28 protein-coding genes are annotated in these 24709 nt (G+C 37.8%); 22 read left to right on the top strand and 6 right to left on the bottom strand.

The window, feature by feature from the left end; all coding sequences use genetic code 11:
- Window positions 1-20: 20 nt before the first annotated feature.
- From ACLHDF_RS07060 to ACLHDF_RS06985, 16 genes are all read left to right on the top strand, one after another.
- Window positions 21-2129 carry an HD family phosphohydrolase gene (locus tag ACLHDF_RS07060; protein WP_413918280.1) on the top strand — a complete coding sequence of 703 codons (2109 nt, stop codon included), beginning with the start codon at window positions 21-23 and terminating at the stop codon, window positions 2127-2129.
- The gene (ybeY, locus tag ACLHDF_RS07055) at window positions 2126-2596 is read left to right on the top strand and encodes an rRNA maturation RNase YbeY (protein WP_413918182.1); all 471 of its coding nucleotides are present in this window, start codon (window positions 2126-2128) and stop codon (window positions 2594-2596) included. The genes ACLHDF_RS07060 and ybeY overlap by 4 nt, the downstream gene beginning before the upstream one ends.
- Window positions 2580-2951, top strand: a complete 372-nt coding sequence (locus tag ACLHDF_RS07050; RefSeq protein ID WP_413918181.1) for a diacylglycerol kinase family protein — start codon at window positions 2580-2582, stop codon at window positions 2949-2951. The genes ybeY and ACLHDF_RS07050 overlap by 17 nt, the downstream gene beginning before the upstream one ends.
- Before the next feature lie 91 nt (window positions 2952-3042).
- The gene (locus ACLHDF_RS07045) at window positions 3043-3441 is read left to right on the top strand and encodes a cytidine deaminase (RefSeq protein WP_413918180.1); all 399 of its coding nucleotides are present in this window, start codon (window positions 3043-3045) and stop codon (window positions 3439-3441) included.
- Window positions 3434-4339: a GTPase Era gene (gene era / locus ACLHDF_RS07040; RefSeq protein ID WP_251391430.1), complete on the top strand. Its 906-nt coding sequence runs from the start codon at window positions 3434-3436 to the stop codon at window positions 4337-4339. Before ACLHDF_RS07045 ends, era begins: the two co-directional genes overlap by 8 nt.
- A 155-nt stretch (window positions 4340-4494) precedes the next feature.
- Window positions 4495-4638, top strand: a complete 144-nt coding sequence (locus ACLHDF_RS07035; protein ID WP_014458193.1) for a YqzL family protein — start codon at window positions 4495-4497, stop codon at window positions 4636-4638.
- 27 nt (window positions 4639-4665) lie between these two features.
- On the top strand, window positions 4666-5430 hold the full coding sequence (gene recO / locus ACLHDF_RS07030) for a DNA repair protein RecO (protein WP_413918179.1): 765 nt from the start codon (window positions 4666-4668) through the stop codon (window positions 5428-5430).
- Window positions 5431-5688: 258 nt separating this feature from the next.
- Complete coding sequence (locus tag ACLHDF_RS07025) at window positions 5689-6327, top strand: helix-turn-helix transcriptional regulator (RefSeq protein ID WP_025750542.1); 639 nt, start codon at window positions 5689-5691, stop codon at window positions 6325-6327.
- A 33-nt stretch (window positions 6328-6360) separates the two neighbouring features.
- Window positions 6361-7164, top strand: a complete 804-nt coding sequence (locus ACLHDF_RS07020) for a pyruvate, water dikinase regulatory protein (protein WP_413918178.1) — start codon at window positions 6361-6363, stop codon at window positions 7162-7164.
- 310 nt (window positions 7165-7474) lie between these two features.
- Entirely contained in the window at window positions 7475-7945 is a 471-nt protein-coding gene (locus ACLHDF_RS07015) for a YaiI/YqxD family protein (protein WP_413918279.1), read from the top strand.
- 41 nt (window positions 7946-7986) lie between these two features.
- The gene (gene dnaG, locus ACLHDF_RS07010) at window positions 7987-9795 is read left to right on the top strand and encodes a DNA primase (protein ID WP_413918177.1); all 1809 of its coding nucleotides are present in this window, start codon (window positions 7987-7989) and stop codon (window positions 9793-9795) included.
- A 65-nt stretch (window positions 9796-9860) separates the two neighbouring features.
- Window positions 9861-10994 carry an RNA polymerase sigma factor RpoD gene (gene rpoD, locus ACLHDF_RS07005; protein WP_013059219.1) on the top strand — a complete coding sequence of 378 codons (1134 nt, stop codon included), beginning with the start codon at window positions 9861-9863 and terminating at the stop codon, window positions 10992-10994.
- A 385-nt stretch (window positions 10995-11379) separates the two neighbouring features.
- Window positions 11380-12519 carry an acyl-CoA dehydrogenase family protein gene (locus tag ACLHDF_RS07000; protein ID WP_413918176.1) on the top strand — a complete coding sequence of 380 codons (1140 nt, stop codon included), beginning with the start codon at window positions 11380-11382 and terminating at the stop codon, window positions 12517-12519.
- A 131-nt stretch (window positions 12520-12650) separates the two neighbouring features.
- On the top strand, window positions 12651-13010 hold the full coding sequence (cccA, locus tag ACLHDF_RS06995) for a cytochrome c550 (RefSeq protein WP_413918175.1): 360 nt from the start codon (window positions 12651-12653) through the stop codon (window positions 13008-13010).
- A 167-nt stretch (window positions 13011-13177) separates the two neighbouring features.
- Complete coding sequence (locus ACLHDF_RS06990; protein ID WP_413918174.1) at window positions 13178-13882, top strand: tRNA (adenine(22)-N(1))-methyltransferase; 705 nt, start codon at window positions 13178-13180, stop codon at window positions 13880-13882.
- Complete coding sequence (locus ACLHDF_RS06985; RefSeq protein ID WP_413918173.1) at window positions 13879-15000, top strand: Nif3-like dinuclear metal center hexameric protein; 1122 nt, start codon at window positions 13879-13881, stop codon at window positions 14998-15000. Before ACLHDF_RS06990 ends, ACLHDF_RS06985 begins: the two co-directional genes overlap by 4 nt.
- Window positions 15001-15039: 39 nt before the next feature.
- Here the strand turns inward: ACLHDF_RS06985 and ACLHDF_RS06980 are convergent, their stop codons facing one another.
- Entirely contained in the window at window positions 15040-15990 is a 951-nt protein-coding gene (locus ACLHDF_RS06980) for a 4-hydroxy-3-methylbut-2-enyl diphosphate reductase (RefSeq protein WP_413918172.1), read from the bottom strand.
- Between the two features lie 127 nt (window positions 15991-16117).
- Window positions 16118-16828 carry a YqfQ family protein gene (locus ACLHDF_RS06975; RefSeq protein WP_413918278.1) on the bottom strand — a complete coding sequence of 237 codons (711 nt, stop codon included), beginning with the start codon at window positions 16826-16828 and terminating at the stop codon, window positions 16118-16120.
- A 176-nt stretch (window positions 16829-17004) separates the two neighbouring features.
- Here ACLHDF_RS06975 and ACLHDF_RS06970 point away from each other — a divergent pair, with 176 nt between their 5' ends.
- Together ACLHDF_RS06970 and ACLHDF_RS06965 are read left to right on the top strand one after the other, a co-directional pair.
- Window positions 17005-18324, top strand: a complete 1320-nt coding sequence (locus tag ACLHDF_RS06970; protein ID WP_413918171.1) for a DEAD/DEAH box helicase — start codon at window positions 17005-17007, stop codon at window positions 18322-18324.
- Window positions 18325-18352: 28 nt separating this feature from the next.
- Complete coding sequence (locus ACLHDF_RS06965) at window positions 18353-19240, top strand: deoxyribonuclease IV (RefSeq protein WP_413918170.1); 888 nt, start codon at window positions 18353-18355, stop codon at window positions 19238-19240.
- 49 nt (window positions 19241-19289) lie between these two features.
- Here ACLHDF_RS06965 and ACLHDF_RS06960 read toward each other — a convergent pair whose 3' ends face one another.
- Complete coding sequence (locus tag ACLHDF_RS06960) at window positions 19290-19541, bottom strand: DUF2624 domain-containing protein (RefSeq protein ID WP_413918169.1); 252 nt, start codon at window positions 19539-19541, stop codon at window positions 19290-19292.
- Window positions 19542-19814: 273 nt separating this feature from the next.
- Between ACLHDF_RS06960 and ACLHDF_RS06955 the strand changes: the two genes are divergently transcribed.
- The 3 genes from ACLHDF_RS06955 to ACLHDF_RS06945 are packed head-to-tail and all read left to right on the top strand — an operon-like array spanning window position 19815 to window position 21843.
- Entirely contained in the window at window positions 19815-20594 is a 780-nt protein-coding gene (locus ACLHDF_RS06955) for a metal ABC transporter ATP-binding protein (protein ID WP_413918168.1), read from the top strand.
- On the top strand, window positions 20591-21433 hold the full coding sequence (locus ACLHDF_RS06950; protein ID WP_413918167.1) for a metal ABC transporter permease: 843 nt from the start codon (window positions 20591-20593) through the stop codon (window positions 21431-21433). The genes ACLHDF_RS06955 and ACLHDF_RS06950 overlap by 4 nt, the downstream gene beginning before the upstream one ends.
- Window positions 21430-21843 carry a Fur family transcriptional regulator gene (locus ACLHDF_RS06945; protein ID WP_413918166.1) on the top strand — a complete coding sequence of 138 codons (414 nt, stop codon included), beginning with the start codon at window positions 21430-21432 and terminating at the stop codon, window positions 21841-21843. The genes ACLHDF_RS06950 and ACLHDF_RS06945 overlap by 4 nt, the downstream gene beginning before the upstream one ends.
- Before the next feature lie 30 nt (window positions 21844-21873).
- Here the strand turns inward: ACLHDF_RS06945 and ACLHDF_RS06940 are convergent, their stop codons facing one another.
- The gene (locus ACLHDF_RS06940; RefSeq protein WP_413918165.1) at window positions 21874-22446 is read right to left on the bottom strand and encodes a 5' nucleotidase, NT5C type; all 573 of its coding nucleotides are present in this window, start codon (window positions 22444-22446) and stop codon (window positions 21874-21876) included.
- A 265-nt stretch (window positions 22447-22711) separates the two neighbouring features.
- Here ACLHDF_RS06940 and ACLHDF_RS06935 point away from each other — a divergent pair, with 265 nt between their 5' ends.
- On the top strand, window positions 22712-23077 hold the full coding sequence (locus tag ACLHDF_RS06935; protein WP_413918164.1) for a DUF4190 domain-containing protein: 366 nt from the start codon (window positions 22712-22714) through the stop codon (window positions 23075-23077).
- Between the two features lie 34 nt (window positions 23078-23111).
- Here ACLHDF_RS06935 and ispG read toward each other — a convergent pair whose 3' ends face one another.
- Window positions 23112-24215: a flavodoxin-dependent (E)-4-hydroxy-3-methylbut-2-enyl-diphosphate synthase gene (ispG, locus tag ACLHDF_RS06930; protein ID WP_201763664.1), complete on the bottom strand. Its 1104-nt coding sequence runs from the start codon at window positions 24213-24215 to the stop codon at window positions 23112-23114.
- Window positions 24216-24366: 151 nt separating this feature from the next.
- Window positions 24367-24699: a hypothetical protein gene (locus ACLHDF_RS06925; protein WP_413918163.1), complete on the bottom strand. Its 333-nt coding sequence runs from the start codon at window positions 24697-24699 to the stop codon at window positions 24367-24369.
- Window positions 24700-24709: the final 10 nt, after the last annotated feature.

Below are 24709 nucleotides of genomic sequence, written 5' to 3'. Positions count from 1 at the left end.
TTCGGATAATCAAGCAAACAATGGCACAGATCGAACGATTACGGTTAATTCAAATTGGGCTATATGCCTTGTTAGGTATAATGATGTTTGCGTCTATGTACAGCAATGTAAAGCCGCAGGAATTAGACCTCAGGCTACTGTCTATTTCGCCGCAAACCATTTACTCACCCGTTACCATTGAAGATAAAGAGAGCACGGAGAAAAAACGGGCAGAGGCAGAACAGGCCGTTGAAGATGTGTATACACAAAAAACAGAATACGCACAGAACCAAGTCGATCTTGTTGCATCTATTTTCGATGCGATGATGGAAGTGAATACGGAATACGAAAAAGAAGATCATGAAGATGACAGTATTGATGCCGTGTTAAAAACCAAACAAAAAATGCTAGAGGACAAGCTTCCTGAAGACATTCAAAAAAATTTGCCAAAGGATACCATCAAGCAGCTGCTTCAGTCTTCTAATAGTGACTTATCGATTGCAAAAGACGCTGTGGTCACAGCCGTTCATCATGTAATGAAAGATCAGGTGAAGATTAGCGATGTAGAAGAGAAAAAAGACCAGGTAGAAAGTCAGCTCGTTTACACTAATGTCAGCAACTCTCTAAAGGATTCAATGAATGCAATTGCTAAATTCGCCATCATTCCAAATGTGATTTATGATCCGCAAAAAACAGCTGAAAACCGTCAAGCAGCTGTTGAAAAAGTGGAGCCCGTCCGAATTAAACAAGGTCAGATTATTGTGGAAGAAAATCAGCTTATTAACCCTGATATATATCGTCAGCTGCAGCTTGCGGGATTGTTGAATAATAAAGGATCTATTCAGCCGTTTGCGGGATTAGCGTTGCTGATTGTGATGATGATAGCGGGCATCATTTACTATTTGCGTGAATTTCATACAAAGACATATCAGCCCTTGCTGTTATATGTGTTGGTAGCAACCATTACGATTGGTCTCATGAAAATTCTAAGTTTGTTTCAGCAAATTGATTTATCAGAAATTGGTTTCTTAGCTCCTATTGCGGTGGGAGGTTTGCTGATTCGAATTTTAATGGACGAACGTATAGCTATTTTATCAAGCATTGTATTTGCTATTTGTGGAAGCATTATTTTTAATGGTGAATTGACAACCTCGTTTAATATGAACATTGGCATCTACTTTTTAATTAGCAATATTGCTGCTATTTTATTTTTAAGCAGGCAGCATAGGCGTTCGCGGATTTTGCAGGCAGGTCTATTTGTGGCTATGGTGAACGTCATTGTCAGCTTTGCTATTATCTTTATCAAAAACGGTCAAATTGGTACTGTAGAGCTGGGCTATTACAGTATGATGTCAATTGCTTCTGGTGTTATTGCTGCTGTTTTAACTATAGGATTGCTTCCGTTTTTTGAAAGTGGATTTGGCATTTTATCTACGATGAAGCTGATTGAATTATCGAGTCCTAATCATCCGCTATTACGTAAAATTTTAACAGAAACACCGGGAACGTATCATCACAGTGTAATGGTGGCAAATTTATCTGAAGCGGCGTGTGAAACGATAGGAGCTAATGGTTTATTAGCGAGAGTGGGAGCTTATTATCACGATATTGGTAAAACGAAGCGACCGCAGTATTTTATTGAAAATCAAATGAATATTACCAATCCGCATGATAAACTAAGTCCGAAGACTAGTAAAAATATTATAATCGCACATGCTACAGATGGAGCTACCATTTTGAGAAACCATAATTTTCCAAAAGAGATTGTGGATATTGCAGAGCAGCATCATGGAACGACCCTGCTTAAGTTTTTCTATCATAAGGCACTTGAACAAACAGAAGAAAAAATTGATGAAAAAGAATATCGTTATCCTGGACCAAAGCCTCAGTCGAAAGAAGCGGCGGTTATTTGTATAGCTGATAGTGTAGAAGCAGCGGTAAGGTCAATGTCCAATCCAACTCCGGAAAAGATTGAGAACTTGGTGCGAAATATTATTAAAGATCGCTTGCAGGATGAGCAGCTCAGCGAGTGTAACGTAACGCTCAAAGAGCTAGAGTTAATTCGCCAAGCACTATGTGAAACTTTAAATGGGATTTTTCATTCCCGAATCGAATATCCAGAGATAAAAAAAGAGAAGGTGAAGGTATGAGTTTAGTTATTGATTTTATTGATGAAACAAACGAAGTGAATGAAGAACAGCAAAAAGAGCTTAAAAAACTGCTTGAGGCCGCTGCTATATATGAAAATCTGCAAGAGGATGCAGAAGTATCTGTTACATTTGTGGATAATGATCGAATTCAAGAAATCAATCATCAATATCGCGATAAAAATCAGCCAACGGATGTAATTTCGTTTGCACTAGAAGAAATGGGCGAAGATGAAATGCAAATTATCGGAGACGAGATGCCAAGAGTTCTGGGGGATATTGTCATTTCAATTCCGAAAGCTCACGAGCAAGCAGAAGAATACAATCACTCGTTTATGAGGGAACTAGGATTCTTAACGGTTCACGGTTTCTTGCACTTGCTTGGATATGACCATGAAACATCAGAAGATGAAAAAGAGATGTTTACACGTCAAAAAGATATTTTAGAACAATATGGACTCTCGCGATAAAAAAGGGATAGCTAAAGTTGTCAGTAGCTTTAGTTATGCGATAGAAGGGTTTATATATGTTTGTAAAACACAGAGAAATATGCAAATTCACGTAGCAGCTTCTCTCATCGTCCTTCTTTTAGCTACCGTGCTGTCAATTACAGCTGGTGAATGGACGGTTGTGCTGCTTCTGATTGCAGGTATGTTCAGCTTGGAGTTAATGAATACAGCGGTTGAAAAAGTGGTCGATTTAGTTTCTCCTGAATATCACATACTAGCAAAACACGCAAAAGATGCAGCCGCAGCCGCGGTGTTGGTTTATGCGTGTTTTGCTGTCCTTATAGGGGGAATTATTTTCTTAAAGTATTTGTTTTAAAAAGGATTTTTTTTGGTTCTTTACACCCCCGTGGTATAATAAAGAAGGACAAGTTAAAAGACATGTAGAAGCGCAAAAGGAGAGCGGATAAATGGATAAGACCAGACTAATTGATGAGGCGAAAAAAGCTCGTGAAATGGCTTATGTACCGTATTCAAAATTTAAAGTTGGTGCAGCTTTATTGACGAAAGATGGAAAGGTTTATCACGGCTGCAATATTGAAAATGCGGCTTATAGCATGTGCAATTGTGCTGAGCGTACAGCTTTATTTAAAGCATATTCAGAAGGAGATAAAGAGTATGCAGCACTTGCGGTAGTAGCCGATACTGATCGTCCTGTTTCTCCGTGCGGAGCATGCAGACAAGTAATCTCTGAGCTTTGTCCAAAAGAGATGAAAGTTATATTAACCAATTTAAAAAATGACATACACGAATTAACTGTGGAAGAATTACTTCCAGGAGCATTTTCATCGGAGGATTTACATGAGTAATAATGAATTTAAGTCAGGTTTTGTTTCAATCATTGGAAGACCAAATGTAGGAAAATCAACTTTTTTGAACCGAGTAATTGGTCAAAAGATTGCAATTATGAGCGACAAACCGCAAACAACTAGAAATAAAATTCAGGGTGTGTACACGGAAGATCATGCACAAATTGTGTTTATTGATACGCCTGGAATTCATAAACCAAAGCATAAATTAGGCGACTTTATGATGAAGGTAGCGCAAAATACGCTTAAAGAAGTAGATTTAATTTTATTTATGATTAACGCAACAGAAGGATTAGGTCGAGGCGATGAATTTATCATCGAGCGTTTAAAAGATACAAAGACGCCTGTTTTCCTTGTAATTAATAAAATTGATGAAATTCATCCAGATGAATTGTTTTCAATTATCACGACGTATAAAGACTTATATCCTTTTGCTGAAATTGTGCCAATTTCAGCTTTGCAAGGAAATAACGTCGAGCGTTTGCTTGACCAAATCAAGCAGCGATTGCCAGAAGGGCCACAATATTACCCGGCAGATCAAGTAACGGATCATCCAGAACGTTTTATTATTACGGAATTAATTCGTGAAAAAGTACTGCATGCAACGAGGGAAGAAATACCTCACTCTATTGCAGTTGTGATGGATTCTATGCAAAGACGAGATAATGGCGCTGTTTACGTTGGTGCTACAATTATCGTCGAAAGAGATTCACAAAAGGGCATCGTAATTGGAAAGCAAGGAAAGATGTTAAAAGAGGTAGGAAGAAAAGCAAGAGCAGACATTGAAGCCCTTTTAGGTTCAAAAGTGTTTTTAGAACTATGGGTGAAAGTGCAGAAAGATTGGCGAAACCGAGCGACGCATCTCCGCGATTTTGGATTTAGAGAAGACGAATATTAATTATTGGAGTTCTCGTTTGCGTCAATTTATACTTTTTCATAAAAGAAGGTAATTTGTAAAAAATTGTGTTACATGATTTTACGTCGGAAGGCTATTCTAAACATAAGGAATTGAAATATGTATCTGATCTTTATGGTTAGAAAGGTGGGAGTTCTATGTTGAATTTTACTTGGAACATTTTTTCACAAACAGGTAGCATTGATACTTATCTCATTTTTAAGGAACTTGAAAATGAAGTGAAAGAAAGACCCGAAACATATGAGGACAATAGCGAAAGTCTCAATTCTCCCTTGTCTTAGCCTTCTGTAAGATGGCGGTGATGATGATTGTTTAAAAAGTGTGAAGGAATTGTCATTCGAACGAATGATTATGGTGAATCCAATAAAATTGTCACCATTTATTCACGTGAACTCGGAAAAGTAGGTCTTATGGCAAGAGGGGCAAAAAAGCCCAGTAGTCGCTTAGCTTCCGTCACACAATTATTTACGTATGGATACTTTTTTATACAAGCAGGTTCAGGAATGGGTACTCTCCATCAAGGAGAAGTTATCGCATCTATGAGAAGCATACGCGAAGATATCTTCACAACAGCGTATGCTTCTTATATTCTTGAATTAACGGATAAAGCTACTGAGAACAATAAACCAAATCCATTTCTATTTGAACTGCTGCACCAAACCATTCATTATATGAACGAAGAGTACGATACAGAAATCTTAACATTTATCTATGAAATGAAAATGTTAAACGTCCTAGGTCTTCACCCTACGTTAAATGAATGTGCAGTCTGTCATCAAAGTGAAGGAACATTTCATTTTTCCATTCGAGAAGGTGGGTTTATTTGTCATCGATGCTTAGAAAAAGATCCTTATCATTTGAAAATTAGTCCGATGACGGTTAAACTATTAAGGTTATTTTATTACATTGATTTGAAGCGGTTAGGCTCAATTTCTGTTAAGCCCGAAACAAAAAAACAATTAAAGTTTGTAATTGACCAATATTACGAAGAATATTCAGGATTGTTTTTAAAAACAAAGCGGTTTTTGAATCAAATGGAGTCTTTAAAACAATCACTCTCTGATCAGAAATAAAAAAGATAATCAGTGATATGCAAGGGATTGCTGTCGCTAGGGTGCCCCGTAGTATGTAGGGGACACCCTTTTTACTATGGAGCAAAGGGGTAGTTTTCTTTGTTGTAAGCGTAATGCCTGCTTTTTTTGAGAAGCCGTGGTAAAATAAACGGCACTCTAAAAAGATAAAATGCTAAAATTAATAAGTTATAGCTTTTACTTTTTGTTAAAAAGTATATAATGTTTTATAAATAGTATGTCACATTTGATGATTAGGTGGTGAGTACAATCGAACTGAATAAACGACAAGAACAAATTTTACAAATTGTGAAAGATGAAGGCCCTATTACAGGTGAGCATATTGCAGATCAGCTTAGCCTTACGCGGGCGACGCTAAGACCGGACCTTGCTATTTTAACAATGGCTGGCTATTTAGAAGCGCGACCGCGTGTAGGTTACTTTTATACAGGTAAAACAGGAGCACAGCTTCTTACAGATAAAATAAAAAAAATACAGGTGCAAGAATATCAGTCTATCCCGGTGGTCGTGAACGAAAATGTGTCGGTATATGATGCTATTTGTACAATGTTTCTAGAAGACGTGGGTACCCTTTTTGTAGTGGATGAGAAATCTCAGCTAGTGGGAGTACTGTCGCGTAAAGATTTATTGCGCGCAAGCATCGGAAAGCAAGAGCTAACATCTATTCCTGTTCATATTATCATGACGAGAATGCCGAACATTACATATTGCTATCGCGAAGATTTGTTAATTGATATTGCTAAGATCTTAATTGAAAAACAGATTGATGCTATGCCCGTTATTAAAGAGGGAGACGGCAATTTTGAAGTGGTGGGACGCATTACCAAAACAAATATTACAAAATTACTAGTAGCATTAGCGAATGATGAAGTATTATAAGTGAAAAAGGATTAAAAAGGGGATGCACAAAATATGAACAACCCATGTCTTTATGTCATTTCGGATTCTGTAGGTGAGACAGCTGAACTAGTTGTAAAGGCTGCATCAAGTCAGTTCAATATGACAGACTTTGTAATCAAAAGAGTACCTTACGTAGAGGACATCGCAACACTTTCAGAAGTGGTTTCAGTAGCGAAGATGAACAACGCCATTATTGGGTTTACGCTAGTAAAGCCTGAAATGAGAGAATTTTTAATTCAAGAAGCGTCTAAGAATGGGGTAGAGGTATTTGATATTATTGGACCTTTAATTGATAAAATTCAATCTTCTTATCAACTTTCTCCTCGCTATGAGCCTGGTATGGCCAGAAAATTAGACGAGGATTATTTTAAAAAAGTAGAAGCTATTGAATTTGCAGTGAAATATGATGATGGGCGTGATCCGAGAGGCATTCTTAGAGCGGATATCGTATTAATCGGTGTATCAAGAACATCTAAAACGCCGCTTTCTCAATTTTTAGCACACAAGCGTTTGAAAGTAGCCAATGTCCCGATTGTACCTGAAGTAGATCCACCGGAAGAGCTGTTTCACGTATCACCCGACAAGTGTATAGGGCTGACTATTAGTCCGGAAAAATTAAATGATATTCGTAAAGAGCGTTTAAAGTCTCTTGGTCTAAACGATAAAGCAATTTATGCTAATATTGGGCGTATTAAGGAAGAACTTGAATTTTTCCAAGGGATTGTGGACAAAATTGGCTGTGAAGTAGTTGACGTATCCAACAGAGCCGTAGAAGAAACAGCTGGTATCATTCTCAATACCATCAAAAAGAAATAAATGATGGATCTCCTCTGTGCGGATATAAAGGAGATTGCTTTCTTATGTTTGCAGACTGTAAGTCTAAGAAAATGTATCGAAGATGAATAAGACAGAACTTTTAAAAACAAGTGACTTTTATATAGAAAATATAGGTTGTTTATATTATAATAAAAAATTGTGATAAAAAAGAATAGTTTTAGGTTTAGACTTTGTTAAGAACGAATAAACTATTTATATAAAAGTCAAGTCAAAATCGAAAAAAGTATTCGACAAATGCCATCTACAGGAAATAACAAATTGTTAGAAGGAATCTCTGGAGGGATGTAGAATACAGAGTTATAGCAAAAGAAAAAGTAAAGTTTTTGTCGATGCAGATGCATGCCCTGTTAAAGCAGAAATCGTTGAACTTACACATACATATGACATCGAGCTTGTGTTTGTTGCTTCCTATGCTCACATGCAAACAAATCCTACACCAGGAAAATGGGTCTATGTGGATGCAGAAAAGGAGGCGGCAGATTTATATATTTTAAATCACGCAGTCAAGCAGGATATTGTTGTAACTCAAGATACTGGCTTAGCAAGCATGTTAGTAAGTCGAGGGGTTTACGCACTGTCTCCTCGTGGAAAGTACTATAATGACGACGAAATGAATACGGTGCTTTTCTTTCGCTATGTTTCTGCAAAAGAGCGACGGTCAGGGCGTCATACTAAAGGCCCAAAGGCATTTAGTGAAGAAGATCGCCAGCATTTCGTTCAAGCTTTTGAAAAAATGTTGTCGAAACTTGCAGGAATTTAGCACTTAGTGAAGAATATTATATGAAATACGGAGCTGTTACTATGGCAAATCGAATTCCTGATGAAGTAATCGACCGTATTCGGCATTCAGTAGATATTGTCGACGTCATAAGCGATTATGTACAACTAAAAAAACAAGGGCGCAATTATTTTGGACTCTGTCCGTTTCATGGGGAAAGCACACCATCTTTTTCAGTATCGCCTGATAAACAAATTTATCATTGCTTTGGGTGCGGTGCAGGAGGTAATTCATTTTCATTCATAATGGAATTAGAAGGACTGTCCTTCACAGAAGCAGCTCAGCAGCTTGCTGAAAAAGGAGATATTCCTTTCGAACATGAGATACATCCTCATGAAGAAGATAATCAAAAGCCTAGCAATAAAATGATTGAAGCACACGAGCTTTTAAAGAAATTTTACCATCATTTATTGGTAAATACAAAAGAAGGCCAAGATGCTTATGATTATTTAATAAATCGAGGGTTTTCACGAGAAATTATCGATGAATTTGAGATAGGTTTTGCTTTAGATTCGTGGGAATTTGTAAGTAAGTTCTTAACAAAACGTGGGTTTGATCCGCAAGAGATGGAACATGCAGGTTTAATCATTAAACGCAACCAAGATGAAACGTACTTTGATCGTTTTCGTGATCGAATTATGTTTCCTATTGCTGACTTGCAAGGCAAAACAATTGCATTTTCCGGGCGCCTGCTAAAAGAGATAAAAGGGCAGCCTAAATATTTAAACAGTCCCGAAACTTCTATTTTTAACAAAAGTCGCATACTCTATAACTTTCACCGCGCTAAAAAACATATACGCAAAAATCAGCAAGTTATTTTATTTGAAGGATTTGCAGATGTTATTTCGGCTGTTAAAGCAGGGTGTCCAAACGCAATTGCAACAATGGGAACTGCCTTAACAGAAGAACAAGCCAAGATTATTCGCCGAAATGTAGAGTCCGTTATCATTTGCTATGATGCAGACTCTGCCGGAATTGAAGCAGCGCACAAAGCAACTTCTATTTTAACAAATGTGGGTTGTACCGTTAAGATTGCTGTGATGCCGGATGGTTATGACCCGGATGATTATATTAATGAATACGGGGCAGAGAAGTTCCAAAATGATGTTATTAATAGCAGTTTGACCTTTATGGCATTTCAAATGAGGTATCTCCGACGAAAGCGAAATCTACAAAATGAATCTGAACGTATGCAATACATTGAAGACGTTTTGAAAGAAATAAGCCTCCTTACGAAAGCTGTAGAACGAGATCATTATTTACGCCAATTGGCACAAGAGTTTTCCATTTCATTAGATGCGCTTAAAGAACAGCAGTATCAAGTGTATCGAACGGAAAAAAAGAAAAAGGATAATGATTCTCCAAATCGAAATAATATAAATAGACAACCAGTCGTAAAGAAAAGCTTATTACCTGCTTATCAAAATGCAGAACGTTTTTTGATTGCTCATATGTTGAAAGATAAGGATGTAGCATTTAGAATTCAAGATCGACTTCAAGGTCAGTTCAATGTCGAAGAACATCGTGCGCTTGTTCTATATTTGTATGCCTATTACGAGGAAGGCCACGAGCCTAATCCGAGCGGATTTATCGAGAGGTTGCCCGAGTCTTCGTTGTCTAGTCTAGCTTCAGAATTGGCGATGATGTCAATCAATGATGAATTGTCGGAGCAAGCTTTGAATGATTATATCCAAACCATATTGGCTTATCCACAAATGGTAGCGATAGAAAAAAAAGAAGCAGAAAAGCAAGAAGCAGAGCGTCAAAAAGATTATTTAAAAGCTGCGACAATAGCAATGGAAATTTTACAGTTGAGAAAAACGCTAAAATAAACGATATTGCGTATTAGTCCCACTTTTAGAAGGTTTTCCTTAAAATTTTGGAAGGAGGGGATCTGATGGCTGAAAAATCAGCTCAATCAAAACAACTTGATTCAGATTTAACAATTGAACAAGTAAAAGATCAATTGACCGAAATCGGAAAAAAACGTGGTGTGCTCACATACGAAGAAATTGCAGAGCGTATGGCGAACTTTGAAATTGAATCCGATCAAATGGATGAATATTATGAATACCTTGGAGAACAAGGTGTTGAAGTAATGAGTGAATCTGAAGCAAATGATGACGATGCCGATCCCGATATTCAAGAACTGTCAAAAGAAGAAGAGTTTGATTTAAATGATTTAAGTGTACCTCCTGGTGTGAAAATTAATGATCCAGTTCGTATGTACTTAAAAGAAATCGGACGCGTTGATTTATTGTCAGCAGAGGAAGAAATCAATTTAGCAAAACGTATTGAAGAAGGCGATGAAGAAGCGAAACGTCGTCTTGCTGAAGCAAACTTACGTCTTGTTGTAAGTATTGCCAAACGCTATGTTGGGCGCGGCATGCTGTTTCTTGATTTAATTCAAGAAGGAAACATGGGTCTTATTAAAGCGGTAGAAAAATTTGATTATCGTAAAGGATATAAATTCAGTACGTATGCTACATGGTGGATTCGCCAAGCTATTACTCGTGCGATTGCTGACCAAGCAAGAACGATCCGTATTCCCGTTCATATGGTCGAAACGATTAATAAGCTAATTCGTGTTCAACGTCAGCTTCTTCAAGATTTAGGTCGCGAACCATCTCCTGAAGAAATTGCAGAAGATATGGATTTAACACCAGAAAAAGTTCGTGAAATCTTAAAAATTGCCCAAGAGCCGGTTTCTCTTGAAACACCAATTGGTGAAGAAGATGATTCTCATTTAGGTGACTTCATTGAAGACCAAGATGCAACATCACCTTCTGAACATGCTGCGTATGAATTATTAAAAGAGCAGTTAGAAGACGTCCTTGATACATTAACAGATCGCGAAGAAAATGTTCTTCGACTCCGTTTTGGTCTGGACGATGGACGTACGCGTACGCTTGAAGAAGTAGGAAAAGTATTTGGCGTAACGCGTGAGCGTATTCGTCAAATTGAAGCCAAAGCGCTTCGTAAGCTTCGTCACCCTAGCCGAAGCAAACGTTTAAAAGATTTCTTAGAATAGATAAAAGCGTAAATATTGCTCATGAGATAGCTTCTTTCCCAGCGGAAAGGGGCTATCTATTTTTTTGTGGAATAAATTTCATAAAAACGCATTTTGAAGAAGTATATTGATTTTTTTACCAACTTTTCTTCTTTCATATATTTTACTGAATTGTCCTTCGTTTTGCAAATGCTCCGGTATATTCTTTTTGTTATAGAAGCGTAAGGTGTTCAACTTTTATTTAAACATCTGAAAAATGGAATCGCTGTCATTTTATTCTTCCTTTTACTAGTACTCCTTTATTATAACATGAAAAAATTAAAACGTTTTAAAAGTTGAGAAAATTTACAAAAATGAATTATAATTAAACTGTGTAAGCGCATACATTTTTTTGGGGGGAATAAGAATGAATTTTGAATTAACCAATGAACAAAAGATGATTCAACGTACGCTCAGAGAGTTTTCAGAGGCAGAAGTAGCACCAAATGCATTAGAACGGGATCGAAATAAACAGTTTCCGCTTGATGTGTTTAAAAAATTAAGTGAGCTTGGTGTGATGGGTCTTCCTTTTCCTGAGGAATATGGAGGGGGAGGAGCAGATACAGTTAGTTTTGCTATTGTTGTAGAGGAATTAAGTAAAGCCTGTGGCTCTACAGGAATTACATACTCAGCTCATGTTTCGCTTGGAGGAGCGCCTATTTATCTATTCGGAACAAAGGAACAAAAAGAGCAGTACCTGCCTGCTTTATGCTCCGGGGAGTCTTTCGGAGCGTTTGGTTTAACCGAACCGAACGCAGGAAGTGATGCAGGCGGTACTGAGACGGAAGCAACGTTGAAGGATGGAACCTTTAAAATCAATGGTAGTAAATGTTATATTACGAATGCCAGCTATGCAAAGTTTTTAGCTTTAACAGCTGTTACGAATCGTAAAGAAGGTAAAAAAGAAATCTCAGCTATTATTGTGCCTACAGAAGCTCGAGGTTTTACCGTAATAGACAATTACGAGAAAATGGGTCTACATGCTTCAAATACAACTGAACTCGTTTTAGAGGATGTCGAAGTGCCTGAAGAGAATTTACTCGGTGTAAGAGGAGAAGGCTTCAAACAATTTCTTATGACTCTCGACGGAGGAAGAATTGGGATTGGAGCAATGGCCGTTGGAATCGCTCAAGCTGCTTATGAAAAAGCATTGTCTTATGCGCAGGAAAGAAAGCAATTTGGGAAGGCTATTTCATCATTTCAAGCGATTCAGTTTAAATTAGCTGATATGGCGATGAAAATTGAGTTAGCAAGAAATATGGTGTACAAAGCAGCTTGGTTAAAAGACCAAGGAAAGCCATTTACCAAGGAAGCTGCTATGTGTAAATTGTACGCTTCTGAAATTTGTATGGAAGTAGCTAGTCAAGCTGTTCAGATTCATGGAGGATATGGCTACATGAAAGAGTATCACGTGGAGCGATATTTACGGGATGCCAAGCTTTTAGAAATTGGAGAAGGAACTTCGGAAATTCAGCGCTCAGTTATTGCAAGGCAAATCGGTTGTTAAGATAAGTAATAAGAAATTAGTTAATTATGTAAATAAAACCCTTTCACTTATGAGCATTTTCAAGTAAAATAAAAGTGCTTATACTATTTTGTTATTTCTAGGGATGGGAATACATAAAGGGGGTATAGTGAGTGAAGCGAAATCCGCTAATACCATTTTTATTAATTGCGGTAATTGGGATTGCTTTAATGTTAACGCTTTCGTTCAACGGATTGAATAATGCAAAAGAAATTGCGGCTGAAAAAGAAGGCGGTGGCGCGGAACAGCAGGCTTCAGCTAAACCAGAAGAAATTTATCAAAAAACTTGTATTGGTTGTCACGGTGATCAATATCAAGGTGGAGTAGGTCCTTCGTTAAAAGGAATTGGGAAAAAAGTTTCTCAAGACGAAATTGCAGATGTTGTTGTAAACGGTAAAGGAAACATGCCGCCAGGGCTGGTGCCTCCGGAAAAAGCGAAGGAAATGGCTAAATGGGTATCAGAAATTAAATAGAGTTCAGAAACATGATTTTCTGGAAAGCCGCTCATTTATAAAGCAGGCTTTTTTTTTATGGTTTTTAAACACATTCAGCTAAAAGGAAAACATGAAGAGAAATAGGAATCATGTATCTATCTATGTTAAAATAATGAACAGTAATCACATAGAGAATAGGTGACAAAATGAATGAATTAAAATTATCAACAAGACTTGAAGAAGTAGTAAAGTCAATTCCCTTGGGAGCAAAAATAGCAGACATTGGCTCAGATCATGCGTACTTGCCATGTTTTGCTTATTTAAATGGATATATCAGCAGCGCCGTAGCAGGAGAAATTACAGAAGGCCCTCTACAATCTGCTGTTCAGCAGGTGAAAAAAACAAATTTAACGGACGTTATTGATGTTCGAAAAGGAAACGGCCTAGAAGTAATATCGCCGAATGAAGTGGACTGTATTACAATTTGCGGAATGGGCGGAACGCTTATTACGATGATCTTAGAAGAAGGAAAAACAAAGTTAGAAGGGGTCAAAAGGCTTGTGCTTCAGCCGAACATAGGTTCACATCATATTCGCAGCTGGCTGATTGAATACAGTTGGGAAATTATTGATGAAAAAATCATCGAAGAAGATGGGCGTATGTATGAAGTCATCGTGGCTGAACCAGGAAATGCCCTAGTACCTTATAAAGGTGAAGTAGAAGCCGGCGTATTGATGGGCCCTATTTTAAAAGAAAAACGCTCTTCTGCCTTTATTACAAAGTGGACGCATGAACTGAATCATCTTAAACAAATTGTCAGCCAAATGGAGCAGGCTCATTCAGAGGAAAGTAAAGTAAAACTTCAAAAACTTACTAAAGACATCTCATTAATTGAGGAGGCGTTAAAATGAGTAAAATCCCTAACGGATTTCAAGTAATTGAAGCATTCGAATCATTTTCCCCCAAGCATTTAGCGGTTGAAGGAGATAAAATTGGGTTGCAGATTGGAACGTTAAACAAGCCTGTAAAAAAAGTAATGGTAACGTTAGACGTTCTTGAAACGGTCGTAGACGAAGCAATTGAAAAACAAGTGGATTTAATTATTGCTCATCATCCTCCTATTTTTAGACCTCTAAAACAAGTGGTTACGGATCGTCCTGAAGGGCGTGTTTTAGAGAAATGTATCAAACATGATATTGCTGTATATGCTGCTCACACAAACTTAGATATAGCTAAAGGAGGAGTAAATGACTTATTAGCTGAAGCTCTGGAGTTACAAGAGACAAAAGTGCTGATTCCAACAATGTCTATTCAACTGAAAAAGCTAGCTGTATTTGTTCCTTCAGATCACGCTGAAAAACTACGTACAGCTGTTTGCGAGGCAGGAGCTGGACATGTTGGTCTTTACAGCGACTGCACGTTTTCAACTGAAGGAGAAGGTACATTTAAACCTTCTGTAGAAGCCAATCCGTACATTGGCTCAAAAGGAGAGTTAGAACGTGTGAATGAAACAAAAGTCGAAACAATTTTCGAAGCGAGTCAACAAAATAAAATTATTCGTGCCATGCTTAGTGCTCATCCTTACGAAGAAGTAGCCTACGACATTTATCCGGTTGAACAAACTGGAGAGACTCTTGGACTTGGACGAATCGGTAAGTTAAAAGAAGAGATGACGCTGAAGCAGTTTGCCGATCACGTTAAACAAGCATTGGATGTAGATGGTGTCAGAGTAGTAGGGTCTATGGATGCCACAGTGAAAAAAGTAGCAGTTCTTGGTGGAGACGGAAACAAGTATATTACAAATGCAAAATTTAGCGGAGCAGATGCCTATGTAACAGGTGATTTGTATTTCCACGTGGCTCATGATGCAATGGCAATGGGGTTAAACGTTGTGGATCCTGGTCATCATGTTGAAAAAGTCATGAGACAAGGTGTAACGCGTGTATTAAAAAATCTTTTTGATGCAAAAAAGTTTGAGTGTGAAGTATTTGATTCAAAAGTAGACACAAACCCATTTATGTTTATGTAACAAAGAAGGTGCTGACGAATGTCAGCACCTTTGCGTTTATTAAGACGATTTTTTTGTTCGAACTTTTGGTAAAATCTTTGAAAGAGGTACACTTTTTTCACGTGTCCATGTTGTTTCATCTTCCGGATCGAACTGATCTAGAAAATTAATAACTTCTTTTGTAATCGGAGTAGGAGTAGATGCACCTGCCGTAACAGCTACAGTTTTAGCGTTCATCAACCATTCAATCTGAAGCTCTGAGATGTCGCCGATGCGATATGCCTCAGTGCCGGCAATCTCGATTGATACTTGAGCCAAACGGTTTGAATTGTTACTTTTAGGATCTCCTACTACAATTGTAACATCTGCTTCACCTGCTTGCTCAGCCACAGCTTCTTGGCGAACTTGTGTAGCTAAACAAATTTCTTTATGAACTTCAGCATGCGGATATTTTTCTTTCACCTTTTCCATTACATCTGCAACGTCCCACTGACTCATTGTTGTCTGATTGGTTACAATGACTTTTTCACGTTGAATATTTAAATGGGCTACGTCTTCTGCTTTTTCAATTAAATGAACGATATCTGGTGCGATGCCTAGTGCACCTTCTGGCTCAGGGTGATTTCTTTTTCCGATATAAATAACGTCATAACCTTCTTTTTCTTTTTGACGAATAAGGTCATGGGTCTTTGTAACATCCGGACATGTAGCATCGATTGTTGTTAAGCCTTTTTCTTTTGCTCGTTCTTTTACCTCTGGAGATACTCCGTGCGCAGTAAAAATAACGGTTCCTTCATTTATTTGGTCTAAGATTTCTAGGCGATTAGCACCGTCCAGTGTGATAATGCCGTCCTCTTCAAACGCATCTGTAACGTGTTTATTATGAACAATCATTCCTAAGATATAGATTGGTCGAGGCAACGATTTATCTAAAGCGGCGTTTCGCGCAATGACCATTGCGTCTACTACACCATAACAATAGCCGCGCGGTGCGATTTTAATAACTTTCATTTCAATTTCCTCCTCATCATAATCCTGACGAGCAATTCAACTCGCTTCTATTATATAAAAGAGGAAGGCAGAATACAAAGATATTCTTTTTTACTCACTGTATTTCCTTAAGGAATCAGCGGTTTTATTAAATATAAAGTTTTGGTTTAGACACACGATCTCTAGGTGAATATTCAATTTCTTCTTCGAAGAAATCCAGCTCATCATCGGATGAATCCGTACTTTCTGCGCTTACTGATAAAACCTTACTGTCTTTACTTTCATCTGTTTCAGTAACCTCTGTTCCTTCTGCTTCGATTACTTCATCTGTGTCATCACTTGAGCGTAAGGCCTGATAGATTTTCCATAGAGAAGGAGCATTTTTGACAAGAGGTCCGTACTGTTGAATCATAGGTCCCATCGTTTCAGCTGCTTTTAATACTCGTTGAACATTTCCCATCATGGAGCTCAAGTTAGCAGGGTTCGTTAATCCTTGCAAGCCTCCAAGCAGGGAAGAAGAGTTAGCTGTTCCTGCAGCACCTTGAGCTCCTGAAAGGCCCGAAAACAAAGAACCTCGAGGAGCAGCGGCAGCCGCTTGTTGAAATGGTATATTTCTATTTCCTCCTCTTCGGAATAGGCGAGTTAAGAAGTTACCTCCTCCACGGTTCAGGCCTTGCTGATTCGGGTAAAATGATTGTTGAGCATTTGTTTGCTGGGCAAAGTTACGGAACTGCTGTAATGGATTGAATTGGCCAAAGTTACCAGGTTGCCCAAAGCCATTTTGTTGTGGCATTCCTGGCATCATTCTTCTTTGCATACCGGGTGGAAATGGTGGTCTTCGCTGTAGCAAAGGACGCACCTCCTTTAGTAAAGTAGATTTTCTTTTACTATCGTATGCAACTCGCGATAAAATGTTTTTGAAACAGGTAATAAGTTTTAGTAATATGAATGAGAAGTAGTCACGGAAGGAAAAATCGATTATAATCATATATTGTGCCTTAAAAGATGAACGTGAATATAAAAAAGGAGACTATTATGGAAAAAACAAACTTTGAACGTTTTGAGTTTCAACCATTTTTAATAGAAGCAATTAAACAGTTAGGTTTTTATCAGCCTACAGAAATTCAGGAGCGCTTAATTCCTTCAGTTTTAAAAGGGGAAAGTGTAATTGGTCAGTCACAAACAGGGACGGGTAAAACACACGCTTATTTATTACCTCTACTTGAAAAGGTAGACCCTAAAAAAGAAGAAGTACAAGTTGTGATTACTGCTCCAACTCGTGAGCTTGCTTCTCAAATTTATCAAGAAGTATTAAAGCTAACAAAACACAGTGCTGAAGGAGAAGAAATTTCAGCAAAATGTTTTATCGGCGGTACAGATAAGCAGCGTACAATCGACAAATTAAAGAAGCAACCTCAAGTTGTGGTAGGAACACCGGCTCGTTTGTTTGACTTAGTAAATGAAAAAGCGTTAGTTGTGTATACAACTAAGGCGCTAGTAGTAGATGAAGCAGATTTAATGCTTGACATGGGATTTTTAGAAGATGTAGATCGTTTGGCAAGCAATATGCCTGAGAAATTACAGATGCTTGTTTTTTCAGCAACTATTCCTGAAAAATTAAAGCCATTCTTAAAAAAATACATGGAAAATCCAAAGTATACGCACGTTTCGCCGAAGCAAGCGGCAGCGGCTAAACTAGAGCATGTATTAGTCCCGCTGCGTCATCGTAACAAGTTTAAGCTACTGCATGATATGCTTATTTCGTATAACCCTTATTTAGCTATTGTCTTTACAAATACAAAGAAAATGGCGGACGAAGTAGCAGACGATTTGCTATCTAAAGGGTTAAAAGTAGGAAGAATTCACGGAGACCTATCTCCTCGTGACCGTAAGAAAATGATGAAGCAAATTAATAATTTAGAATTTCAATACGTAGTAGCGACAGATTTAGCAGCTCGCGGTATTGATATTGAAGGGATTTCACACGTAATTAACTTTGAGCTTCCTTCAGATCTGGATTTCTACATTCACCGCGTAGGACGTACAGCTCGTGCAGGTCATTCTGGAATTGCTGCTACAATCTTCGATGTGGAAGATGAAGATGCAGTAAATAAGCTAGAGAAAATGGGAATTGAGTTTGTAAACAAAGATCTTCAAAAGCAAGAATGGATTTCTATTGATGACCGTAACCGCCGTAAAAAGCGTCAGAAGAAAGCGGATGAAGTGGGAGAAGAGGCACATCGCTTTATTCAAAAGCCGAAGAAAGTAAAGCCGGGCTATAAGAAAAAACGTGCTCGTGAAATTACAAAGTATGTTCAAAAGAAAAAGCGTAGTGAAAGACGCAACAATCGTTAATTGTAATAGTTTAGAGGTGTAAAAAGTAATGTTGAAAATTGGTTCTCATGTATCCATGAGCGGCAAAAAGATGCTTTTAGGAGCAAGTGAAGAGGCTGCTTCTTATGGAGCAAATACATTTATGATTTATACAGGTGCTCCGCAAAATACTCGTCGCAAAAAGATTGAAGAACTTAATATTGAAGCCGGTCTTTTGCATATGAAAGAGCATGGAATGAAAGATATTGTTGTACATGCTCCCTATATTATTAATTTAGGAAATACAACAAAGCCTGAAACCTTCGAGCTTGGAGTAGATTTTTTAAGATCTGAAATTCAGCGCACTCATGCTCTTGGTGCAAAGCAAATTGTTCTTCATCCAGGAGCCCATGTGGGGGCTGGAGCAGATGCTGGTATTCAGCAAATTATCAAAGGGCTAAACGAGGTTCTGACAGCTGACCAAGAAGTTCAAATTGCGCTTGAGACAATGGCTGGAAAAGGAACAGAATGTGGAAGAAGCTTTGAAGAAATCGCACAAATTATTGACGGTGTGACGCACAATGACAAGCTCTCTGTTTGTTTTGACACATGTCACGTTCATGATGCTGGTTACGATATCGTTCAAGACTTTGATGGCGTATTAAATGAATTTGATAAAACGGTAGGAATACAGAGAATTAAAGTGCTTCACATCAATGATAGTAAAAATGTATGCGGTGCTCGAAAAGACCGTCATGAAAATATTGGATTTGGTGAAATCGGATTTGGTGCACTGAATTATATTGTTCATCACCCAGCGTTTAAAGAGGTTCCAAAAATTCTAGAAACTCCTTATGTAGGAGAAGATAAGAAAAATAAAAAAGCGCCATATCAATTAGAAATTGATATGATCCGTGCACAAAGCTTTGATTCAGAGCTAAAACAGAAGCTTATGTAATTTCATATGTGATTAAAAGAGGTCATGTCTACAGACATGACCTCTTCTTTTACATCAACTGCTGAAATAATTCGTTTACTCGTTTGGCAGTTTCGCGATCTGTTACTTGAGCAATTTGTTTGATTAAATTTCGGCGCTCTTCAAGGTTATAAATATTTACGGGCTGCTGTCTAATGACGGATACAAGGGTTTGTGCCTGCTGATCTGTAAGGGGGATATTGTACTGTTTGCTATACTTTAAAAGCTCTTTCGGGGTAATGTTGTTTACTTTTTTATTGACAATCTGCTGTACAATTTTCATATGATTACCTCCTCGTCATATACAGTTTATGAATAAAAAAGAAAGATGTGCCTATATTTTGTAATAAAACAAAATTTTGAGTCGTTTGAGCTTATCTAGGCAAGAAAGCGAATGAGTGAAACAGCTTAGTTTACAAATAAAAGACAATCCTGTATACTACATTAATGATTAAATCGTAATGATTCTGAGAAAGTAAATGGGTAACGGAGTATACGATAGGAACCGTGCCCTCTTTTGTATGGAGAAATATAAAAAAAGAATGGTGAGGCGCATATGAGTACACCTGATATTATTGAAATTGATCATTTATCATTTCAATATGATGGAGTGAATGTATTAGAAGATATAAGTTTTTCAATTCCAAAAGGAGCTTTTTTGGGTCTTGTTGGTCCAAATGGTTCTGGAAAATCAACGCTAATTAAATGTTTACTTGGTTTACAAAAACCATCTCAAGGTGCAATTCGGTTATTTGGAAAAGATCAGAGAAGGTTTAAAGAACGAAGTAAAATTGGATATGTATCGCAAAAAGCGAATAGTTTCAACAGCGGCTTTCCTGCTACCGTTTTTGAAGTGGTTTCAACGGGCCTTACTTCAAAATTAGGTTTGTTCCGCTTTATGAATGCTTCTCATAAACAAAAAGTAAAAGAAGCGGTAGAGGCAGTAGGGATGAGCGAATTTTTAAACCGAAACATAGGAGAACTATCGGGTGGTCAGCAACAGCGAATTTTTATTGCACGCGCGCTTGTGAGTGAGCCAGAGCTATTGATTTTAGATGAGCCAACAGTCGGAGTGGATGCACAAAATGTGTATACTTTTTATGAGCTTCTTGAAAAGTTAAATAAAGAAAAAGGAATTACGCTTGTGCTTGTTACTCACGATATTGGCACTGTCTCAGAAAAAGTAACCCACGTTGCTTGTTTAAATAAATTTCTACACTTTCATGGGAATGCCAAAGAATTCGAACAGCTTTGTGAACATGATGTATCTATGTTTTATGGTCATAATGTTCATGTGTTAACGCATGACCATCATCATGGAGGGCAGCACGTATGATAAGCAGTTTATTTCAATTTGAGTTTTTACGAAATGCATTTTTAACCGGTATGATTATTGGCGTCTTAGCTCCTTTATTGGGAACGTTCATCGTAGTGAGGCGCCTTTCTCTAATTGCAGACGCTTTAAGTCACGTGACGCTAGCGGGGATTTCTGCGAGCTTGCTTCTTAGTCAGAAAGTAGGTTTTATGCAAGGAGTGAACCCCGTCTATTTAGGGATGGTGTCTTCCGTTACAGGCGCTCTTTTTATTGAGAAACTTCGAGGCGTCTACAAACATTACCAAGAGCTGGCCATTCCGATTATTTTATCGGGCGGAATTGGTATCAGTGCGATTTGTATCTCTCTGGCAGACGGTTTTAATAATGATTTAATGAATTATTTGTTTGGAAGCGTGAGTGCGGTAAGTCGCTCTGATCTTTGGACAGTTGTTGTAATAGCCGTATTTGTAATAGCTATTGTCTTTTTCTTATATAAAGAATTGTTTATTTTATCTTTTGACGAGGAGCACGCTACTGCATCAGGGATCAAATCGAAGTGGATGCACTTTTTATTTATTGTGATGGTTGCTCTTGTCATTGCTGTATCAATGCGTATCGTCGGTATTTTATTGGTGTCATCTCTTATGACTCTTCCCGTAGCAGCAAGTATTCGCTTAGCTAGAGGCTTTAAACAAACGATTCTGCTTTCAGTGATTTTTGGTGAAATATCTGTTTTAGGCGGATTATTTTCAGCGTACTACTTGGATTTAGCGCCAGGAGGTACAATTGTTGTCATCGCTGTTGTTATTTTAATCATATCTATTATGATTAATAAAGGACGGAAGGGGAAACAAAAATGAATTTAACTGAAGCCATTCATTTATTAAAGGATAAAGGATATAAACATACAGGGAAACGTGAAGAAATGCTTGCACTGTTTTCAAAGTCAAACAAATATTTAACGGCCAAAGATGTATTAGAATACATGAAGCCTGATTATCCTGGCCTGAGTTTTGATACAATTTACCGTAATTTATCATTGTTTGTGGAATTAGGCATACTTGAAATGACGGAGCTTTCGAGCGAAAAGCACTTTCGATTCAAATGTGCAACTGCTCATCACCATCATCACTTCATTTGTTTAGATTGTGGAAAAACAAAAGAAATTGAAGCTTGTCCGATGGAGTACGTAGACGAGGATTTGCGAGGGTTTAATATTACAGGTCATAAATTTGAAATTTATGGCCAGTGTATAGAATGTAATCAATAAAAAAGAGAGGGCTTTATGCACCTCTCTTTTTTATTTTTGTTCTTTTAACCAGCTGGCTACCCACTGATCCGCTTCTAGCCAATTGTATACGCGAACCACTCCTTTTGGAACAGGTAAGCGATTGTAAGGAGTATCAAATAAGATAACGGGAATATTGCATTCTTCACTGATTTCACAAGCATTATCATGTTTATCTTCAAAAAAGATATCAACCTCGTATCGTTTTGCTGTTTCAACTTTAAAATGAGAGCCGACTAGTTCAATATGATGAAACGATAGTTCGTTTTTGTGAAACCATTCTTCCGTGACATCCAATAGCTTATCGTGCCTTGCACTAATAAAGAATAATTCGTGCTTTTGATGCCATTTTTGTAAAACCGCTTTTGCGTCGTCTGCAAGTGGAGAGGTTTCGTAAATAGAGCGTTCGTTTGCTTTAAACCACTTCCCTAATTCTGCAGGTGATACATTTACAAAAGGGCTGAAATCATATTCTGTAATATCTTCAAGTGTTAAATTTAAGTTAAAGGCTTTATTTAAATGAGGAACAAAAGTTTCAGGAGAGGTAACAGTACCATCAATGTCAATTCCAAACTTTTTCGTCAACTACGTGCACTCCTTTAATACGTTTATTCTACTTAGATGCTTGATTTATTCTTGTTTAGTGTAACATAAAGCCCAAGTAGAAACAGTAATACTTTTTATAAGCCTTAGGAAAGAAACGTCATGATTATCATATGGTAAAAGCTTTATCGCGTATTTATATATTCTTTGTAAGAAAATGAGCGGCTGTATAAGATTAACACTTATAATTTTTCCTTGCATTCAGATACTATAAATGCTCCTTATTTACGAAAGCGAGGGATTAAGCATGGAGAATGAAGAACAAAGGCGTAGAAAAGATGTATATGAAGCTGATTTCATGGAAGAAACTGCAGCTGAAGTGGGCGTTCCTTACCGAGTAGGAGAACCTCATGCACAGCGTGAAGTTATAGATATTGATCGCAATCGCAATCATGAAGTCGCTGAACGAGGAGAAGGAACGGGATACGGTCGTTTCGCACTCGTGCTTTCAATTCTTTCACTATTCTTTTTACCAATTATTCTTGGTGCCGCTGGGATTATTCTAGGGTTTATCGCACGCAGAAAAGGAGCACTTACGCTAGGAGCATGGGCAATAGGGATCGGAGTTGTATCGATTATTGTCGGTACATTTATATTACCGTTCTTTTCATAAAAAAAGCGAGGCGCATTGCGCCTCGCTTTTTTAATTATGATTTAGCTGCAGCTTTTTCAGCTTCTTGCTTTGCGTGATATTCAGCAGCAATTTTATCAATTTCTTTTTTTAGTTCCTCAACCATTGTTTCTTCAGGAACTTTGCGTACGATTTCACCTTTACGGAATAGGAGACCTTCGCCGCGTGCTCCTGCAATCCCGATATCGGCTTCACGAGCTTCACCAGGACCGTTTACAGCGCAGCCAAGTACCGCTACTTTAATCGGTGCTTTTACAGTTGAAATATACTCTTCAACTTCATTAGCAATGCTAATTAAATCAATTTCAATACGTCCGCAAGTTGGACAAGAAATAAGAGTTGCAGCATTGGAAGCTAAACCGAATGATTTTAGCAATTCGCGCGCAACTTTTACTTCTTCTACAGGATCCGCACTTAAAGAAATACGTAATGTATTTCCGATTCCTTTAGATAAAATAGCTCCAAGACCTGCTGCACTTTTTACAGTTCCTGCAAATAATGTACCGGATTCTGTAATTCCTAAGTGAAGAGGGTAGTCAAACGCTTGAGCCGCTTTTTCATATGCTTCAATTGCCAAGTTAACATCCGATGCTTTCATTGAAACGATGATGTCATGGAAATCAAGGTCTTCTAAAATTTTAATGTGATGAAGTGCACTTTCTACCATGCCATCTGCGGTCGGGTAACCGTATTTATCTAAAATACGTTTTTCAAGAGAACCGGCGTTAACTCCAATACGAATTGGAATATTTTTAGCTTTTGCAGCATTTACAACAGCTTCCACTTTTTCACGGCGTCCGATATTACCTGGGTTGATACGGATTTTATCCGCTCCGCCTTCAATTGCTTTTAAAGCTAAGCGATAGTCAAAATGAATATCCACAACTAATGGAATGTTAATGCGTTTTTTAATTTCAGGGATTGCATCTGCTGCGCGCTCGTCTGGACAAGCGACTCGAACAACTTGGCATCCTGCTTCTTCTAAACGTTTAATTTCTGCAACCGTTGCTTCAACATCATGTGTCTTAGTGGTTGTCATACTTTGAATAACTAATTCGTTACTGCCCCCAATTGTTAAATCTCCAACTTTGACCGGGCGTGTTTTTGTACGATGTATAATTTCACTCACGTGATAATCTCTCCTTCAAAATGAAATCAAGAATTTGAATTCATTAATAGAATAACTCTTTATGAACAAAATAACTAGTAGAAAGTGCTACCTTAGCTATTTTAACAATGACTATCCTATCTTGACAAGAAGAATGCTGTCATTACTTGTAAATAGGGAACTTATACGTTTTTCCAATTTGAATATCTTCAGGCGTTTTGCCGTTATTTAACTTTTTAAAATCTGTAATCATTTGGTTCATAGAAACTGGTATCGATTTTTTTGTAAGCTCTTCAATTACAGACAAAACCGTATCGCCCGGCTTAATTTTAACTTTTGTATAGCTGGAAGAAGAGCTAGCGGATTTCGTTTCTGCAGGCTGCGCTTTGCTGACTTGAACCGCATCAGTAGCAGTAGGAATGGTCCCGTATTTAATGTCATAGTGACAAATATATCCGATAAAAGCGAAAGCGGCTAACGCACATAACTTTTTCATTGTGCTCCTC

The organism is Priestia megaterium, from assembly GCF_046599315.1.
Taxonomy (GTDB): domain Bacteria; phylum Bacillota; class Bacilli; order Bacillales; family Bacillaceae_H; genus Priestia; species Priestia megaterium_F.
This window is presented reverse-complemented; position numbering and strand designations above follow the sequence as displayed.